Below are 16,833 nucleotides of genomic sequence, written 5' to 3'. Positions count from 1 at the left end.
ACAAGATGGTTTATACTATGAATGCTTGGACGAATGGATTAACGGGGCGCTTTGCATCTAAAGAGCCATCGAGATCATTCATAACTGAATATCAGTTGTGGGCAGAGCGCCCTTCGCAAGAGGACAAACGTCCCGCCATTCGTCCAAGCAACGGTGGCAAATCTTGTGGAGGGCGCTTTGCTATGGACGAAATATGGAAAAGCATACCGGGATTTGGCGACCACTATCAGGTTTCTAATGCGGGCCGGGTGAGAAGTGTAGATTTCACAGTTATCGAACACGGTGGAAAAACAAGGAAACACAAGGGCCAGATTTTGCGTTATGGTAATACGAGAGACGGCTATCTTCAAGTCCATCTATACATGGCCGGGGACCAGACCGTATTTCTTGTTCACCGCCTTGTGCTGTCTGTGTTTGTTGGACCTTGCCCGGCGGGAAAAGAGGTTAACCATAAGAATGGAAATAAACGCGACAACCAGATTGAAAATCTTGAATATGTCACTCGGTCAGAAAATCTGATACATTCTTCTAGGGTCCTGGGAGTTAGAAGAGTGCACTCACGCCCTATATGCGGGGAGGATCATGCCGAAGCAAAATTGACAGAACGTAAAGTGAGAGAGATTAGAGAATTGTCTGCAAAAGGGATAGTCCAGGCTGCACTATCAGCCATGTTCGGAGTTAGTACCGGGCATATAAATCGCATAATCAACCGCAGGGCATGGAAGCATATTTGATTGGCAATGTCTTGGATTTGCAACGCCGCGAGGGGTGCGACCTGTCCAAGCTGCCTCCGCACGTTTACAGGTATGCAACCCTGGGCATACCAGACCCGCCAGGGGCAATCTAAGCCGCTTCTGATAAGGGGATCATAGAGAATGAGGACCATTACGTTTATCCTAATCCTGTTTGCCCTGGCTGCCTGCACGGTGCCAACTCTGACCACCTCGCCATTGCTGCTGCCAACGCCGGCGGACCTGCCCGGCCTGGCCATGACCCCAACCGCCGCCGCTTTCCTGCCCTACGTCGAACGCGGCTGCCCTTGCACCTGCGTCCCACCGACCCCGACGCCAGGGCCCACACCAACACCGGGGCCGGTCACGATCTACGACTGCGACGGCGGGATTACAAATACCTTATGGCTAACTACCACTTTTGGCGCGGTGACGTGGAGTGAGGGCAACCTGCTCGAGCTGCGCTGTTCTATCGGCCCGTCTGTGTTGGTCGCTCACGTCGTTGACATAAACGGGCAACCGGTCGAAAACGCGACGGTTGTCTTGTACTGGCCGGATGCGCCGTTTCTGCCTCCGGAGCTGCAACAGTGCGGGGTGGACCGGGGGGTGTTCGGGCCGACGAACAGCGGCGGCGACATCGGGTTCGGGCTGGGGCCGGGGTCGTACTACTTCCCACCTGCGGGCGGGCCTCACCTCATGTTTGTCGCAGGCGGGCCGTCGTGCTTGTCGGGCCTGGGGATGCTGGGCGGCACCGACCACCAACATCTAAACTCCGTGTGGACGGTGGACGGGAAAGCCGTTGACGCCGATCGGGGATATTCGACCGGGGCGGTCGTCTATCAGCAAGAGATCGGCGGACGGCGGATGTGGGTAATCCGCGTACCGTGAGCCTCACCCGCCACGAGTGGGAGGAGATCGCGAGTCGCCGGGACTGAAACCGGCGACTTGTGCATTACATTCTGTGTCGAGAAACTACCCTACAGAGGGTAGTTTCCTTGCATGGAATATAAGGGTTTTGCCCCCTGGCGATTCGTTACCAGGGGGCTGTCTCTTTTTCTTAGCAGTTGTACAAAACCATCAAGGAATTGTCACATTCTGCACACATGGTAAGAGCAGGGCACCCAACCCGGCACTTAGTCACCTTCCTTCAAATATCCGCCCCAACGGATTTCTTTCAGCAAATTGCTACTCCACCCATGGATCTCATGGGTTTCTGGGCTGAAGTGCTTTGCCAGTATTTCCTCAAGCCACCTGATAACCCAATGCCGACTCAGGCAACGGTCAGAGAAGAACTGCTTGCCCTTCCCCTCTACATCATCCCAGGATGACTGCCAACCAACTATCTGCTTGCCGTACTCTGATTCCGGTCCCTGGATTTCCTTCCAGGTTGGGTTTGCTTGAGCTTGGGTTAGAGGGTTCCAGACTGGATTATCCTCTTCCTTTACATCAGCAGAGTAATGGATTCCGACTGCATAGACCTGGATAGCTACACTGACCGGGCGCTTAGTACTATGACCGGGCCACTTACGAATATGCGGTAAGGGGATTTCTGCAACGTGCCCACCCCATAGGATGCCAGTTGATTGCTTCATCTCATCGGTGTAATTGTCGCTCACTTCGTACTCCTCTCACAAAAGCCCCCTGCTGCCAGGGGGCTTGACTGTCTAGGGGCCAGAACCTTTCTTATTGATCCTGCCGTGCGTGCGGGCCATTGAATAGCGCGTCCTGAACCGCCGGATGATGGATAAGCCGATCTGACAAGAAATGGTAGTAGGGTAGCGCATAGCCAGCCAAAACTATTGCATCGCCTGGATCAAGCACTGTAGACCCGTCTACCTTCAGGCTTTCCTGGGTGCCTGGTAGAAAATGCAACTCACAGACACGTATTAGGCTCTGTTTCTCTACCGGGGTAAAAACAAACTGGCATCTCATAGCGTCCTCCTGAACTCATAATCCGCGTTATGTCCATCATTCCTCCACATATGGCCGCACGTAGTCGCTATGCAATCGCAACCTCTCCGCCACCTCTGCCAGCGCGATCCGTACCGCGCCGCTGTTCGAGGTCCGGTACACCTTGGCGATAAGCGCCGCGTTGGCCTTGTCCTCACCGTCTAGCAGGATGCCCACCCTGCTAGCGTTCTGGATGTGCTTGGTCATTGGGGCACCGCCTTGGCGATAGCGGCGCGGGCAGCGGCGCACATTTCTTTTGTCGGGAACGTGCGACCGCCGTCAGCGGATTCTAGCGATGCCAGCATTTTAGCGACTTCCAGTAGATCGAGCGCGGCGGCGAACAGGTGGGCGTTATCTGCTGCCGGCATAACATAGCGCGCCCGGTCCCACAGTCCGCCATTGTAGATATGTGCCACTGGCCCATACGGGCTCATTATCTCAAGTTTGACTTGGTTTTGCTTGCCGTAATGCGTCGCTTCAATTGTAAACGGCCCTGTCGTGTGTGCCATCCTCTCCCCCTGTTGGCCCCTTCCCCGCGCCTGCCGGGCCTGCGCGGTGTTTGGTGGTGCTATACCAGCCGGTTGTCAACGGTGAAGCCGGATTTCCTGAGAAGGCGGGCCAGCGTTGCCGCCGCTACGATGTAAAGCCCGCCATCCTGGTAGTACACGAAAAGCCCGGTTGGCTTTCCATTAGCGGTCAAATCAGCTTCGGTAAAAACCGGCTTGGCTGTTGAAAAGTCCTCTATTTTGCTAACTCTGGTCTGAAATCTGTTTTCCATCTTGCTCTCCTGTCTCTATTTGTTGACTATATAATAGCATACAATGTATGATTTGTCAATAGGTAAACGGACCAATTTTGCCCCAAATCGAAAGTTTTAACATTGGCAACAAAAAGGGCCGGGATTGCTCCCGGCCCGCGCCAAGCCTGCAATTATCACCTCCCCTCTATCGGCACTGCGTTGACTACCTGCCAATGCGCTAGGCGGGCGTCTATGTCGTCCAAGCCAAACTCTTTACGGAAGTCGTCCAGCGCATCCTCGTAGCCCAGCCGATAGTCATTGACCGGCAGCCTAGCGACCGCCTGCGCCTTGCTATCGATCGTCCGTTTCAGTTGGTCCTTAAACCACAGGTCAAGCGCCATGCTCACCCCCTCCGCCGCTCCACATCTTCCAATAGCACGAGAAACACCGGCACGGTAACGAGCCACGCCAGCAGCGCGCAGCCAATCCCGACCGCCAGCGGCCGCGAGTCCACCCCGCACAGCCGCAGCACCCCACCCAGGATCAGCGCCGTCAGCACCACGGCCAGGGTGATGGTCAGCGCAGACCAGATTCGATAGGTTCTACCACTGATAACGATCATCGCTCTCCTTTCGCCGGGTTGACCGGCTATACCTCTACGATCTCTTGCCCGCTGCCTATTTGCCGGGCCGCGCTTATCGGCGGCAGGACAAACACGGATTGCGGCGTCTCTCGGACGATCTCGCGGGTCGTTCTTATGTTAGACAGGCCCAGGCTCGCCGCCTGAGCCGCCGCCTGCTGTACCCTGGACACGCCCATATCCAGGCCGGTGATTGCGCCCTTCGATTCAGCGTGCCCGTATCGCACACCGGCCAGGAACGCCAACGGCGCGCCGGCTATGAGCAGGACCGTTGACAACAGCGCCCAGAACCGGGCGGCGTCCGGGCTAACCTTTTCCATGCCGAGCCAGGCCAGGCCCACAACGCCAATCAGAAAGGATATGCCACTCGTGACTTTGATTGCCGTCGATTTCCAATCCATCATGCTCCTTTCCTGACTGACTGACCGGATTTGACACACTCACCGCCAGATCGAGCGTATCAGGCCCGGCGCGGGTGTGTGTTTGGATTTCCGGTCAGTCAGTCACCTCTCCCGATATTTCCCATTCTACCAGCGAGTCAAGCCGGTTGCGAATGGCTTTTCCATCCTCCAACAACCGCCGCAAGTTGTCGGTTCCCGGCACCTGCAATCCCGCTTTTCTCAACCTGCCCTCGAACTTGCCGCGCCCTTCGCCCATCGCCGCCGATATGAGCGCGACGGCGATCTGGTCGTTGGTGAATACCGATACCGGCCGGCCCGGTCCTGGGATGTCTTGCCCGATCTCTTCCGGCGTAAAGACCGGCCATTCGACGAACTCCGGTTCTCTTCCAGGCTCCCTGTTTATGTCATCTGCGTCCACATAGGCGACCTGGACACGGTTGATATTCTGCGGCCCGACGGCGTAACAGTCGCCGCAGCCGAACAGCCGATCGGCGCGAGGATTCGACCCACCAACAGCGACCCGGCTCGCCTCTGCATCGCCTACTCTCAAGGCCATTCTGCCCGACAGGTTTCTCCTAGTGCCCTTGTCGCCAAAGCTGTCAACTGACGGGTGCTGTGTGGCGGCCAGGAGGTGGACGCCGGCGGCTCGACCCTGGGCAGCTATGCGTGCCATCAGCCCAGATATGGCGGCGTCTTTGGCGAACTCTTGGAACTCGTCAAAGACCACGACGATCCGGCCCTCGTGCCCGCCCGCCTCGTACCGGTGGCGCATCTCGGTACAGGCCCAACTGAGCGCGGATCGGATGGTTGCGCCATCGTCGGCTACAGGAGCGACGGACAAGCGAGAGAGTGCCGACAACCCTTCGCCGTGCTTTCCATCGCACAGAATGACGCGGTTGAGTGGGTCGCGGGCAAGCTGTGTCACCGCGCCGCGCAGGGCAACGCTTTTACCGCTGCCTGACTGACCGGCTATCAGGAAGTGAGGCGAGGCATCGGATAGGCCGGCGACAACCGTCCGGCCATATTCGTCTTTGCCAACAATCCAGCGCCCATCCTGATCGACGTGCTTGACGTGCTGCCCAAGCTGCGACAAGCGGACCATCGTTTCAGCGTACCCTTTCGGCCAGCCCGCCTCAAGTCGCACGGCCCGCCCGGCCATGTATGCTTGGGGGTCGCCGGGGAAATCCCACGGCACGAGCTGGCGCAGTTTTGCCATTTCAGACTTGAGCATTACGTCAAGCAGTTTGTCAGCGTCCAGGCCGGCATACAGCAGGATGGCGCCGGCCCGAGGCCCGGCGATGTAGTCAACGTTGCTGATCTGAATCTGCTTGCCGGTCAACGCTCCCTGCCCGGCGGCTTGGGCTACCGATTGCGCCCAAGTTCTCAAGAGTGTATCCCTACCGTCCATAGTTCCCTTCTTTCGTCAACGCCACAACCACCACCACGCCAAGCGGTATCAGCGCGGCCATGAGCCAGCCGAGCCTAGCGCGCCAGGGCCGGCGGCTCACGTACCGAACCCGGTTGCCGCTCTTGACGCGGATCACGGTTGCGCCTTCGCCAGTTTGTCCCTTACGCTACGCACCTTGTCGGCATAGTCAAGAAATCCCCACGCCTCGTTTCTCATAATGGATTCATTCAATTCCTTGAGGCTCATTAGTATATTTCTGGAATAGCCCCTGGCGCGGCAATCTGGACAGTATTTGCGGTCGCTGGCATCCACGATCAGCCCGCACTCCCTACAAGCAACCTTGCCCTGTTCGCTCATTCTACCACCTTCACCGGCCCAGCCCGCAATACCCCGCCGCCGTGTTTCGTGGCCCACACGAACTCGGGCGGCTTGCCGTGCAGCCGCTCGAACTCCGCGGCGGCCTCGTCATCGTCTTTCGGCAGGTTCCATGACAGATACGGTAGTCGCCAGTCAGCGCCGTCGGGCCAATCGTCGCGGGTCACGGTTGCGCCTCTCTTGGGCACCAATTCGGCCTATCGGGTGCGCGGCGCATGGCGTTGGCGCAAATCTGTCGCTTGCGGTCTGGGTCTTTTTCGCAAATGTGCCGCCATACTGTCCAGCCTCTTTGTTCGTCCTGAAATCTGTAGTAATATGGACACTTGGCACAGGTTAGCGTCCTGTAATGGTCTATTCCCGATCCACCCGATAGATACATTATCTCTCCCCCTCCATCATCATCTTCCACACCGCCCGGCGCTGCTCCGCTGTCAGCCCTAGGTAGCGCATCCACGATCTGGCGTGCTTGAGCGCCTGCAACACAAGCGCCTGATAGGTCGGCGTTTCCTTTTCGGTTGCGGTGTGGCTAGGCATCTTGCGCCTCCATTATGCCTTGCACTTTCAATATGCACTCCGGGCAATGACATACTAGCCCGCGGATTTCCCATCCTTCTCGCTGCGCGTCCTTTACCGCTGACCTCGTGTTCTTGGCATACGACAGGACGAATGCTTGGCACTTGTCGCATCTGATAACCAGGGCTACACTAATTGGCACCTTGCGCCTCCTGTGCCGCCAATGCGCGGGCCGTTATGCTGTCATACTGCTTACTGAATACTTGCGGTCCAAATGCCTTCACTATCCGCAGTCCGGTGTCAAAGTCAAACGGGTTCCTTTGCACCCAGGCCATGATGTCGGTATAGAGCCGATCTCGATCCACTTGTAGGATGTCAGCCAGCCGGTATGCCTCCACCATTTGGTTTTGCCATCGTTCGTAAAGCTGTGAGCATAGCAGCGGCAACGCTTCGTTCATTCTTGCGCCTCCTGTACTTGCACCCGCTCGTGCCCGTTGCCGTTGACAACCTCCGAAACATAAGAGGCAGACGATCTGGTGATAATCGCAACCGCCGAAGATGGCAGGGCTGGCCATGTTTCCAGTGCGGCGACGATCCGATCCCGCTTGTCGCCAGTGAACAGCCGTCCGGTGATAGCCAGCTCTGTTTCGGCCTTTTGCGCCCGGCGCTCGATCTCTTGCACTTTGCGCCCAGCCTCTGTCAACGTCTCTTTCGCCTCTTTCAGTTTGGCCCGAAGGTCTAGCACCTCCGGGTCTGTTTCCTGTTCGGTATCTGCGACGTTGGACAGGACGCGGGCGAACAGGAGCGAGGTTAGCGGCAGGATACCACCGAAGGCAGCGACATAGACGACGAACCCCCAGGGCCAGCCGGCGAATATCGCCATTTTCCCGCCGAACTCGACTGCATGAGCGACGTTGGCAAAGGCCGATACGGAGATGGCGACCGCCAGGCCGGCCGCATAGGCGTTCAGGTATCGCCGCTGAAACTTGCGCTTGGCGTCGCCCCGGTTCGGCACGGTCTCAAGATGCCTTGCCAGCTTGTGGGTCAGGACCAGGATAGCGAACTCAAAAGAGACGGCAGCGAACCAGCCGACGACTTGACCGAATGTGGTTTTCGGCTCAAATAGGCTGAACGCCCAGGCCGTGTGCGGCAATAGGACCAGGAGTAAGGCGACATAGACGCCCCACAGGGCAACAGTTGACCACTTGGCCTTAGTCATCGCCTAAATCCTCCCTGAATGTCGCCTCGGATTCGGTATATCCGCACTTGGGGCAAGTGCGGAAAATGATGCCGTTGCGGAGTATGTCGCCGTTTGCGTGTTCCCATGTCCAGTCAGCGTATTTTGTCCGTGGTGCCATAGCGGTACTGCAAACAGGACAAGCAAGTTGCAGGGCAACGAGGTTTGCCATCCTTGCAGTCTTGACCAGTTGTAGCCAATTCAGAAACCGCAGCCAGGCCGGTTCTTTTGGCGCCCTGCCCCGATAAAGGGTAAGGTACATCTGTAAAGACAAGACCGGGATCGGACTACCTGGCCAGTCATCGTTCCAGCAGACGATCATGTCAACTTTTGCCTGATCGTGACCGTGTTTCTTGAAGTTTAAGGCGTTGAACTCAAACTCGATCCTGACTTCGCTTCCGTCCTTTTCCATTATGGCATCCGGGCATCCGGCCTGGATACGCTTGAAGATGTAGCCAAGCTCGCCCGCATATTCTGAGAATAGCGCAACAACCCCTTGCTCATTAGTCGGTATCATCATTCCTGCCCGCCTTTCATGTCTAGCTTCAACTGTATCGGCGTCCCGCACTTTGGACAGGTGAACACCGCCCGCTGATACCACCCGCACCTTTTTACCACTTCGCCGGCATAGACTATCAGGCAATTTGCGGCGCAAACTATCCCGCCGCGAAAATGCAGGCATGACGGGCATAGGTTTTCTAACTCCCTGGTTGCTGTCGTGGTGATTGCGTCGCTCATTTCCGCATCTCCTCCAACTGCCGATCCGCCTCATCATCGGCATCGCCCGACAACCGGCAAGAGCCAAAGATAAACGCGAGGCCGATTGCGGCAAAGATCGCCACTGAGACAGCCAGCCCGCAAATCTGTAGTGTGTTCACCGTTCCCCCTCCATCATCATCCGCCACACCGCCCGCCGCTGTGCCGGCGTCATGCTTTCGCATCCAATAGCGGGCGTGGCGCAGGGCTTGAATCAACAGCGGCTTGAGGTAGTCGAGGCTGGTCATTCTTTCAGCCACAGGCTTTTATGCCGCTTGAATACCAGGTATGCCGCGTTGACTGGTGCAACCAGGATGCTCGTGACGGCATACAGTGCGATGTATGACAGGGAGCACAGCCAGTCATATACAAAGTCACTTCCAACCTCGCAAGCGTTAACCAGGGACATTCTCACTGAACGTGTTTTCATTCTGCCTCCAATACTGCCTTGACCAGCGCGGCGATATGCGGCCATTGGCGCTCCCATGTCGGCTTGACTGAGACGGTGCCATAGAGCCCGCGCAGTGCTGCTGTCGCTTCGTCCAGATCATCCAATGCCTCGGCTAGAATCCCCCCACCCGGCGGCAGCTCCAAGCCGTTGCCGGCGTTGTCGGCCTCGGCAATCTGGCGCCTGATTTCGTCGCGTTCCGCTTTCGTGGTTTTCATGCTCCCTCCCCTTTCGTCAACCTCGCCGTTAACATCGGCAGCGCATCCCAGTACCAGCGCCGCTTGCCGTCTGCCAATTCGCGCTGGCACTCCGGGCACCAGCCGGCCCGGTCAAGGCGGTCGCTCCAAATGCCACAGTGAGCGCAAAAGCCGCGATGGGTCATCTCAGCGCCTCCGCAATCGTCTTTTCCAGCGTCCCGTCCTTCACCATGCCGCTTGTAAACCGCAGCACCGTCCAGCCTTGCAGCGCCGCGGCGTTGTACTTGCGGCAATCGTTTTCGTAGCCCTTGCCGCGAACATGGCGGCCCTGCACCCAGACTCCACCCTCCAGCTCGACCGCTATTTTGCGCCGAACGTCAGCGAAGTCGAATCTCCAGCGCCGGGTCAGGTCGAATCGGTATTCTGGCACAAAATCGCGTAGGCAGTAGGGCGTCATGGCTATAGCCTACACGCGCAGGGCAGCCAGTCGGACAGGTCCATTTCCATCTGCCCTTGCCAGCGGCGTTCTAGGTGTTGCCGCAAACTGATACCGTGAGCGTCCAATGTCACGACTTGCCCGGCGCGAGCTGTGGCGTTTTCCTCAAGCGCGATCGCTTGCTCGTACAGGTCCGGGTATTCGTAATGAAGCGCCCGCCACGCCGCCACGCTCTGAGAAGGGCAGTAGAAACAGCCCGATTTCTTGGGCGCAAGCAGCCCTGCCCGCTGAATGATGCGCCCACATTCGGCGCGAGTGATGCCAGCGTCGATCAGCGGATAACTAAGGCCGGGATAGTCCTTAACCCGGTTGCTTTCGTCCAGGGCAAAACCGATCAGCCTGGTCGTTATGCCATGCGCCTCAAGCCAGCGCCGTTGCGGTTCCTGTTTCCATTCTACAGAACACCATTTCGTCATAGCCAGTGGGATGATGCCCCGGTCAAAACAGAACTGATACAGGCTGCAATTCTGGCGCGGTTCGTGCCATTCACTGCCAGGTGCCAGGCGGGTGATCTCCATCCCTCGCGGCTTGAGATAGTCGCGCTCGAAATACTCAAGGTAGCAGTAGGTGTCCGGGTGCTCTCCGCCAGTATCAGCGAACACCACCGGCCCGCGCCAGCCCTGCTCTATCAGCATTATTGTCATGGCGACAGAATTGACGCCCGCTCCAAAGCTGATCATCTCGGTCATCCCACCCACTCCCTCGGAAACAATCGCGGCTGCTCTTCCGCTGCCGCCTGTAGCCCTTCGGACTCGGCCACGATCTGCCGCACGTCTGCGGCCAGCCGTTCCAGCGTCGCCGGGTCGGTCGCCGGGTCAAGCTGCTCGGTGAGCAGCCATAGGCGCGCTTGGGCTTTGAGCAGGGCGGACAGGGCGGCGGTCATTGTGTTATTGGACCATCTCGCCTGGCGCGGCCTTTTCAGCCGCACCCAGGAAGAGCATCACGTCGTTGAGGTGCCCGATAAAGTCAAACCGCTTGCTCTTGGGCAGGGCATCGAACATTTCCTCAACTGCCTTTTTGGTTTCCCGTGCTTCCTCTTTTGTGAATTGACCTTGTGCCATTTCGATCTCCTTTCAGGATTTATGATCTCTCAATGCCTGATTATGTCGGCATACTGGCCGGTCGTGATCTGTGCCAGCCATTTGTTTTTCGGCGGCGATTTCTGGCGGGGCGCCGGCGGCTCACGCTTGGATCGGATGCCCTTGACGCAGTACCCGGCCGGGTTTTCCAGCTTGCCCTGGCTCGCGGCATATTGCGCCCAGGCCAGGCAGTACCCGGGCTCGTGCTGTTCTAGCAGCTCTTGGGCGACGGCCTCATCCATGTCAGGCAAGGCAAGCAATGCCCGAAGGGCAGCATCAGCAGGCAGATTCTGGCTTTTGGTCGGCGCTTGATCTGTGTCTGCTTCTGCCTCTGTATCTTGTCTGCTTCTGCTCTGGATCTGATCTGCTTCTGGATCTGAGGGCGTTACGCCTCGTTGCAGGGTCGTTACATCCTCGTTACATTCTCGTTTCATGTTCTCCCGGTGCCGTTTCACTCGCTCGGTAACAGCTTCGGGCTCTGCGCTGGGTGGCCGGGCTTGTCGTTTCTCAAAGTTCACAACGGTCCAATCTCCGATTTGGCTTTGTTCCACCATGCCCAACTCTGACAAAACGGCGAGATCGTCGGAAAGATCGACGGGCTGTATGCGGAGGCTCCAAGCAATATCTTCAAGGCTGCCAAGTGTGCCACCATCAACGGTCCCGGCAAGCAATAGCAAGCGGGTGAATGTCCATCCTTGCCGATCGGTCAGCCTGCCCATCTTTGGGTCTCGTAGGATCTCGGTGTAAAGTTTGATCCAGGTTCTCATGTTAGCCTAACATCCTTGCTAGGCGTGGATCGTCGTCGTACCATCGCCTATGTCGTTGTTGTCCATGCGCCTTCAAGTGGCAAGAGGAGCACAATAGAATAAGGTTATCATCGGCAAAGGTGCCACCATCGACTGCTCGTTGCTTATGGTGTAGTTCAATGGGGCCATCTCTGCCGCAATCTTCACAGCTCTCGCCTCGCGCCTTTATAATTCGCTTGCGTGCCAACTCCTGACTTTTTGCGTTGCGTGTCTGTTTGTGCGCCAACGTCCACCCTCCAGAAATAGCAAGCCCCGCACCGAGAAACCTTCGCTTGTCAGGAGCGGCGGCCATTCGGTACGGGGCTGATGCCCATTGTATTCTGTTGGAAAAGAAACAACCGCTCGCCCCTGACAGGTACATTCTAGCATACCTCGCGCACGTTGTCAAATATCGGATCGGCTGTGTTGTGGTCATCTCTCTCGCCTGGTTAATGATGATTATGAGTGCTAATCGCCAGGCTCAACAAAGTTCCATATTCGCTGACCGCCGATGGACCGCACCGGCTCTACTGCCGTTATATTGTTCAGCGTCCAGGCATAGCGACCGGGCGCAAAGTCGCCAAGCGCCAGATTAACGTCGTTGACCAACCCTAGCGCCAAGGCGTCCTCCGTTTTCTGGATGGTGTGCAGCCTTACGATAGCGATGACAAAGCCGCGTGGCAGGTTGCAGACCGTCAGCCCGTTGCGCTGTAGGATGTTGTAGATTGTCTCGTTCTCATAACAGGCCAACTCCGCCTCATGTGGCATAACCTTGGCCGCGTGGATTGCCAGTGGCCCACGATGATCTGTGGCCCACGACCGCGTTTCGATTGTCTTGTAGCCCAGGGCGACCATTGACGCCCACGGCTGCCAGAGTGTCAGAGCTTTCATTTCCATTCGCTCCCTTGATGAGATTTGCCCAATGCCCGGATGTTCTCTATGCAAGCTAACCAGTCGTGAATGTCAAACTTGCCATCTAGTACTCTCTGCCAGAATCCAACCTCGTAATCTGGCGGGTAGACCCTGGCTAGATGTTCGTCGTATAGGGCCAGCGTGTCAGCGTCCACCCGTTGTGCCACCTGGGCACGAAGCTCCGCCGCCAACTGTAAGGCATCCTCCCTATTCTTGGCACGTTGCGCGGCCCATTCCGCTGCCGCTTGGTCAAACCGCTCGATCTGTTCTCTGGCTTCGTCGGTGGTAGTCATCCAGTCCTCTACTACGCCGGCCTGCGCCAAGAGAGGATACTTGCTCTTGACCTGATTGCTTTTGCGCTTGGCGCGTCGCCGCGCCCGCTCGTCAAGCGTGAGCGTTTTAGCACCCATAACCACAGTTATCCTCGCACCGCCCGCACGTCCACCCACAACTCGCCCTGCATCTCATACGCCAGCGCACACCCGTCGCAGCCGCTGCCTTCGGGCCGGTCGCAATCCAGGCAATCCACCATCGGCGGCTCGGGCTCATCGTCCGGCTCATCGTCCACAACCGGAACAGCAACCACCGGCGGCGGCTCTTTGCGCTCGCGGTCGGGCAACAGGCCAATGCGGTGCAATTCGCGCTCCACCGATGCCCGGCTGCAACCGGCCAGATCCGCGATCTCGTAGGTGGTCAAGCCGCGCACCACGCGCTGCTCTGTGAGCCAGTCGGGATTGTGCCATACACCTGCCGGATTTCTGTTTGCCATGTGTCACCTTTACCAAAACCGGGCGGGGCAGCTACCAGCCGCCAAGCCGAGCCGCCCGCCCGGTGATGGTCCTATGCTACCCACTCCGAAAGGTCCGTGGCAATGGTCGCCCGCGCATCCGTAACGATAGTCACGAAATCAAGGCCGAGCACCCTGGCCGCCTTCTCAAATGCCCTGGCGTCCAGCTTGAGCGCGTTGGGCAGATGGGCGATGGCGTAGGATTTGGCTTGCCCCGGATCATATACCAGCACGTCAAATAGCTTGACGGTGACGGCCGGGTGAGGATGCTTATTGCCGTCGCTGTTTTCATAGACACTGCGGGCCAGCTCGCGTAGGTTGGCATCGGCCTCAGATTCAGCGAGTGCGTATCGCGCCAGCCGCGCCTTTTCGGTTTGCAGCGTGGTCCATTCCGTGGTCGCTTCAAGTGCGGCCTGGGCGGCCTCAACCTCCGCCCTTACGTCAGCGGCCTCTTTTCTGGCTTGGGCCAGATACTTGACAGAATCGTTTAGGTCCATCGTTTCTCCCCTTTCCTAAAGCGGCGGCAGCAGGTCGCCGTTGTCGTCGACGAGCGGCGGCTGTTCGGTGGGCGGTTCGCTTTCCTGGCGCTTGCTCTCCGCGTGCTTGACGGCAGCGGCCCAGCACTCGCCCCATGCGTCTACGTCTTTCGTCGCCGGCCATGCCGTGCGGCCGATGTCGCCCTTGAGCGCGTTGGCCAGGTGCGACAGGTTCCGGTAGTAAAAGTTGGTTTCCTTGTTGACGGCGGCAAAGAATTTTGACGGCTCGCAGGGGATCGGGCCGGACGGGAATGCCGACGGCCTGGGCGGCTCTGGCTTGGCGGGCGGCTCTTCGCCGGCGTTGACGACTTCGGGCGTCCACTTGGGACCGGATTGGCCCGGTTGCTGTTGGTCCGATACATCCGTCCACTCGGCGTCGACGTAGCCGACCCGATCTCCGTTGCCGACCTCGGAGGCGAACGGCAGATCGAATGCGACCTTGAGCGCATCAGCCTCGGCCCGCTTGCGCGCGCGCTGGTCCAACTTCATGCGGGAATCCTCGCTTGGTATCCCGTAACCGATGCCCTCGGCCGGCCGGTAAGCGTACACCTCGAAGGCGTCTTTCATGCCGGACCTGGTCAGCAGGTCGATCGCCTCGGCGGCCTTGCGGAGCAGGTCGGTTTGGTAGATTTTGCACCGATAGGCGACCGCCTCCTTGGGGATGCCGAGCTGCGCCTTTTCCTGCTCGCCTATGATGTCAAAGGCCGGCCAATAGTTGCCCTGCTTGCGGGCGGCCTTGCGGAGCCCCTTGATGCCGACCATTGTGCCGCGACCGGGGATGTACCAGACCTCGCCATTAAACGGGTTCAGCTCGTAGGCAACGGCCAACTGCGCCAGGGCAAGCGCCTCATTGGCCTGGAGCTTGTTTCCGTTTGGCAGGCACAGCTTGATCCGCTCTGCCAGGGTCTTGATGTCCGTGCCGCTGCCGTACACGTCCAGGGCGCTTGCTTGACTTGTCGTGGTCAGTGCTTTTTCGTCGCTCATCGTTCTCTCTCCTTGATTTCGTCTAGCCTGGCACACGCTTTCAGAAACGCGGCCCGGCTGATCCTCCCCTTGCTTCTCAGGGCAAACAGCGCCAGGTACAGGCTATGCTTGCTCACTAGAACTCCTCTTCGTGCCCGCACTTGCAGCAGACGGCAAGGGCGCGATAGCTGCCCACCTTGCTCCAGCCCTCGTAGCGCACCAACCCGCCACACTTGCGGCAGGTCATTCCGTGCGTCTGCGCTTCGTCAATCGCCTCTGCGTCTAGCGTCGGCGCGCCTGGTCGGTATCCTTCACTCAAAAGCTCTGATGCGGTCATTTCTCACCCCTTCGCCTAAAGGTCAACTTGCATATACTCGATCTCGCCCTCGTCGTTGCGTGCTTCCCAGTCATTGGCGAAATCTTCCAACTCGGCCCTCATTGGCTCCTCGCGGCTCATTACCCGCTGATAGGCTTCCTCGTCGCGCAACTCCAGAACGGCGTCCTTGACCAAATCCCTGAGCAGCACCGGGTCAAGGGCGTCAAGCTCCCAAGACTCGTCTCCGTGCTCCTCGACGTAGGCCAGGAACCGGCTATCTGATTCCTTGGCGGGGTTGGGGGGTGGGTCGTATTCCTCGATCTGCGGTTCGGTCAAGGCCAGGCGCTCAAAGTATATCCGCGTGCCGCTGGTGAACATCCTCAGTCGATCCGCGATGTCCCGGTCCATATCCAGCCCTGACGGGTCGTGGTCGCCCAGGTAAAACAGGTGTACATCCTTGCCGTTGATCAGGCTCATTTGCTGCATGAGTTGGGCGTGCTCGTACAGGGCGCTCAGTGAGGAATATCCCCGGTTGGGCGAGAGCCTGATGTCCAGTTCCCGGCAGATTGGTTGCAGCACCCCGGCCAGGGCGTCTTTCTCAATCATTACCTCGATATGCACGCCCTGGTTTTGCCAGCGGTCGATCCTGAATTGCGCTGCCGCTGCGTGGGCGATGTCGGCTACAGTGTCCCAGTGTGCCGGGTACAGAACATCCCGGCCCCTGTCCTCTATCATTGCCCAGTCGATCATCCCGGCCAGCCGGCCATCCCCCACAACCCCGACGATCCGCTTGTAGGACCGGATGTTGTTGGGGATGTAGCCACGGGATACAAGCTGATAATAGAGTTGACGGACGGTCAAGACAAACCCCTGCTTGGCATAGTCTACCAGGATGCCGTTGACTTGCCCGATTGTTTCCAGTGTGTCAGCTCGAAAGTTGAAAGACTTAAACGCCTCTTTCATTTCTCTCCCCTTGTCTTTGGTCTGATTTCGACATAGTGCCGGCGGCGGGTCTTGAGCCAGATGATGGCCGGCGCGCTCAGTATGGCGGCGATGCCCAGGATGATGATGGCGGTCATTTCGACTCCGCTACGAGCGGGCGGAGTCGGCGGGCCTCTTGGCGGATCAAGAAGCGCATCGCCTCAGTGTTATTCTTGATGCCGTAATAGCCCTTGATTTCGTCCAGGTCGCCTTGAGATTCCGGCGACAGGTACAGGGTGAGCTGCTTTACCCCTTCTTGGTTGCGGTACGGATTTCCAGTCTCTTTGTTGTTCATCTGTTGTTCATCTTATCCCCCCCATCTAAGTGTACTGCTATTATAATTTATTTTCAGCGAATTGTCAATATACATAACGGCCAATTTCGGGCCAGTTTTCGATACACTTGTTGAAATCCTGTAGCAGGAAATCAAAGAACATTACACGCTATTGGGCGCAAAACCTATTGACAGCGGGCCGGCGGTATGCTATACTCTAGGCATGGGAATTATGTGTGCAAAAGGCACAAGGGGGCTTGACAAACCGCATAGGCGCTGTCGTGCGTTGGCACGGCGGCGCTTTTTGTT

General features: G+C 58.0%; 31 protein-coding genes. 2 read left to right on the top strand and 29 right to left on the bottom strand.

Translation table 11 applies throughout. The features are described 5' to 3' along the window. Nucleotides 1–17: 17 nt before the first annotated feature. Nucleotides 18–734: an HNH endonuclease gene (locus ABFD92_21085; protein MEN6507038.1), complete on the top strand. Its 717-nt coding sequence runs from the start codon at nt 18–20 to the stop codon at nt 732–734. Between the two features lie 141 nt (nt 735–875). Beyond that, nucleotides 876–1,619: a hypothetical protein gene (locus tag ABFD92_21080; protein ID MEN6507037.1), complete on the top strand. Its 744-nt coding sequence runs from the start codon at nt 876–878 to the stop codon at nt 1,617–1,619. A 245-nt stretch (nt 1,620–1,864) separates the two neighbouring features. Here the strand turns inward: ABFD92_21080 and ABFD92_21075 are convergent, their stop codons facing one another. The 29 genes from ABFD92_21075 to ABFD92_20935 all read right to left on the bottom strand — a co-directional run bounded on the left by ABFD92_21075 (nt 1,865) and on the right by ABFD92_20935 (nt 16,545). Beyond that, the gene (locus ABFD92_21075) at nt 1,865–2,347 is read right to left on the bottom strand and encodes a hypothetical protein (GenBank protein MEN6507036.1); all 483 of its coding nucleotides are present in this window, start codon (nt 2,345–2,347) and stop codon (nt 1,865–1,867) included. A 352-nt stretch (nt 2,348–2,699) separates the two neighbouring features. Further along, nucleotides 2,700–2,888 (bottom strand): hypothetical protein, encoded by a 189-nt coding sequence (locus ABFD92_21070; GenBank protein ID MEN6507035.1) that lies wholly within the window; start codon nt 2,886–2,888, stop codon nt 2,700–2,702. Further along, nucleotides 2,885–3,190, bottom strand: coding sequence for a hypothetical protein (locus ABFD92_21065; GenBank protein MEN6507034.1), 306 nt, complete (start codon nt 3,188–3,190; stop codon nt 2,885–2,887). The genes ABFD92_21070 and ABFD92_21065 overlap by 4 nt, the downstream gene beginning before the upstream one ends. Nucleotides 3,191–3,249: 59 nt before the next feature. Then, a complete protein-coding gene (locus ABFD92_21060; protein MEN6507033.1) occupies nt 3,250–3,459 on the bottom strand; it encodes a hypothetical protein in 210 nt (69 codons plus the stop codon). A gap of 155 nt (nt 3,460–3,614) precedes the next feature. After that, nucleotides 3,615–3,821, bottom strand: coding sequence for a hypothetical protein (locus tag ABFD92_21055; GenBank protein MEN6507032.1), 207 nt, complete (start codon nt 3,819–3,821; stop codon nt 3,615–3,617). Nucleotides 3,822–3,823: 2 nt separating this feature from the next. Then, on the bottom strand, nt 3,824–4,042 hold the full coding sequence (locus ABFD92_21050) for a hypothetical protein (protein MEN6507031.1): 219 nt from the start codon (nt 4,040–4,042) through the stop codon (nt 3,824–3,826). A gap of 26 nt (nt 4,043–4,068) precedes the next feature. Then, entirely contained in the window at nt 4,069–4,464 is a 396-nt protein-coding gene (locus ABFD92_21045; GenBank protein ID MEN6507030.1) for a hypothetical protein, read from the bottom strand. A gap of 91 nt (nt 4,465–4,555) precedes the next feature. Beyond that, nucleotides 4,556–5,800, bottom strand: coding sequence for an FtsK/SpoIIIE domain-containing protein (locus tag ABFD92_21040; GenBank protein MEN6507029.1), 1,245 nt, complete (start codon nt 5,798–5,800; stop codon nt 4,556–4,558). 201 nt (nt 5,801–6,001) lie between these two features. Further along, entirely contained in the window at nt 6,002–6,226 is a 225-nt protein-coding gene (locus tag ABFD92_21035; GenBank protein ID MEN6507028.1) for a hypothetical protein, read from the bottom strand. Continuing rightward, nucleotides 6,223–6,432, bottom strand: coding sequence for a hypothetical protein (locus ABFD92_21030; GenBank protein ID MEN6507027.1), 210 nt, complete (start codon nt 6,430–6,432; stop codon nt 6,223–6,225). Before ABFD92_21030 ends, ABFD92_21035 begins: the two co-directional genes overlap by 4 nt. A 190-nt stretch (nt 6,433–6,622) precedes the next feature. Next, nucleotides 6,623–6,778 carry a hypothetical protein gene (locus ABFD92_21025; GenBank protein MEN6507026.1) on the bottom strand — a complete coding sequence of 52 codons (156 nt, stop codon included), beginning with the start codon at nt 6,776–6,778 and terminating at the stop codon, nt 6,623–6,625. Between the two features lie 170 nt (nt 6,779–6,948). After that, the gene (locus ABFD92_21020) at nt 6,949–7,215 is read right to left on the bottom strand and encodes a hypothetical protein (GenBank protein ID MEN6507025.1); all 267 of its coding nucleotides are present in this window, start codon (nt 7,213–7,215) and stop codon (nt 6,949–6,951) included. Next, the gene (locus ABFD92_21015; GenBank protein MEN6507024.1) at nt 7,212–7,976 is read right to left on the bottom strand and encodes a hypothetical protein; all 765 of its coding nucleotides are present in this window, start codon (nt 7,974–7,976) and stop codon (nt 7,212–7,214) included. The genes ABFD92_21020 and ABFD92_21015 overlap by 4 nt, the downstream gene beginning before the upstream one ends. Beyond that, on the bottom strand, nt 7,969–8,514 hold the full coding sequence (locus ABFD92_21010) for a hypothetical protein (protein MEN6507023.1): 546 nt from the start codon (nt 8,512–8,514) through the stop codon (nt 7,969–7,971). Before ABFD92_21010 ends, ABFD92_21015 begins: the two co-directional genes overlap by 8 nt. A gap of 214 nt (nt 8,515–8,728) precedes the next feature. Then, complete coding sequence (locus ABFD92_21005) at nt 8,729–8,998, bottom strand: hypothetical protein (GenBank protein ID MEN6507022.1); 270 nt, start codon at nt 8,996–8,998, stop codon at nt 8,729–8,731. Nucleotides 8,999–9,176: 178 nt separating this feature from the next. Further along, nucleotides 9,177–9,416, bottom strand: coding sequence for a hypothetical protein (locus tag ABFD92_21000; protein ID MEN6507021.1), 240 nt, complete (start codon nt 9,414–9,416; stop codon nt 9,177–9,179). Between the two features lie 160 nt (nt 9,417–9,576). Continuing rightward, the gene (locus tag ABFD92_20995; GenBank protein MEN6507020.1) at nt 9,577–9,852 is read right to left on the bottom strand and encodes a DUF559 domain-containing protein; all 276 of its coding nucleotides are present in this window, start codon (nt 9,850–9,852) and stop codon (nt 9,577–9,579) included. 2 nt (nt 9,853–9,854) lie between these two features. Next, complete coding sequence (locus ABFD92_20990; protein MEN6507019.1) at nt 9,855–10,580, bottom strand: phosphoadenosine phosphosulfate reductase family protein; 726 nt, start codon at nt 10,578–10,580, stop codon at nt 9,855–9,857. Continuing rightward, the gene (locus ABFD92_20985; GenBank protein MEN6507018.1) at nt 10,577–10,774 is read right to left on the bottom strand and encodes a hypothetical protein; all 198 of its coding nucleotides are present in this window, start codon (nt 10,772–10,774) and stop codon (nt 10,577–10,579) included. The genes ABFD92_20990 and ABFD92_20985 overlap by 4 nt, the downstream gene beginning before the upstream one ends. 4 nt (nt 10,775–10,778) lie before the next feature. After that, entirely contained in the window at nt 10,779–10,952 is a 174-nt protein-coding gene (locus ABFD92_20980) for a hypothetical protein (GenBank protein MEN6507017.1), read from the bottom strand. A gap of 29 nt (nt 10,953–10,981) precedes the next feature. After that, on the bottom strand, nt 10,982–11,737 hold the full coding sequence (locus tag ABFD92_20975; protein MEN6507016.1) for a hypothetical protein: 756 nt from the start codon (nt 11,735–11,737) through the stop codon (nt 10,982–10,984). 486 nt (nt 11,738–12,223) lie between these two features. Further along, nucleotides 12,224–12,646 carry an ASCH domain-containing protein gene (locus ABFD92_20970; protein ID MEN6507015.1) on the bottom strand — a complete coding sequence of 141 codons (423 nt, stop codon included), beginning with the start codon at nt 12,644–12,646 and terminating at the stop codon, nt 12,224–12,226. Next, nucleotides 12,643–13,077, bottom strand: a complete 435-nt coding sequence (locus ABFD92_20965; GenBank protein ID MEN6507014.1) for a hypothetical protein — start codon at nt 13,075–13,077, stop codon at nt 12,643–12,645. Before ABFD92_20965 ends, ABFD92_20970 begins: the two co-directional genes overlap by 4 nt. Before the next feature lie 8 nt (nt 13,078–13,085). Beyond that, entirely contained in the window at nt 13,086–13,436 is a 351-nt protein-coding gene (locus tag ABFD92_20960; protein ID MEN6507013.1) for a hypothetical protein, read from the bottom strand. 71 nt (nt 13,437–13,507) lie between these two features. After that, on the bottom strand, nt 13,508–13,951 hold the full coding sequence (locus tag ABFD92_20955) for a hypothetical protein (protein ID MEN6507012.1): 444 nt from the start codon (nt 13,949–13,951) through the stop codon (nt 13,508–13,510). A 15-nt stretch (nt 13,952–13,966) separates the two neighbouring features. After that, nucleotides 13,967–14,974 (bottom strand): hypothetical protein, encoded by a 1,008-nt coding sequence (locus ABFD92_20950; GenBank protein ID MEN6507011.1) that lies wholly within the window; start codon nt 14,972–14,974, stop codon nt 13,967–13,969. 115 nt (nt 14,975–15,089) lie between these two features. After that, a complete protein-coding gene (locus ABFD92_20945; GenBank protein ID MEN6507010.1) occupies nt 15,090–15,290 on the bottom strand; it encodes a hypothetical protein in 201 nt (66 codons plus the stop codon). Between the two features lie 15 nt (nt 15,291–15,305). Beyond that, complete coding sequence (locus tag ABFD92_20940; protein MEN6507009.1) at nt 15,306–16,232, bottom strand: hypothetical protein; 927 nt, start codon at nt 16,230–16,232, stop codon at nt 15,306–15,308. Between the two features lie 112 nt (nt 16,233–16,344). After that, nucleotides 16,345–16,545: a hypothetical protein gene (locus ABFD92_20935; GenBank protein MEN6507008.1), complete on the bottom strand. Its 201-nt coding sequence runs from the start codon at nt 16,543–16,545 to the stop codon at nt 16,345–16,347. Nucleotides 16,546–16,833 lie beyond the last annotated feature (288 nt).

This window comes from Planctomycetaceae bacterium, from assembly GCA_039680605.1.
In the GTDB taxonomy this organism is placed as follows: domain Bacteria; phylum Planctomycetota; class Phycisphaerae; order SM23-33; family SM23-33; genus JAJFUU01.
This window is presented reverse-complemented; position numbering and strand designations above follow the sequence as displayed.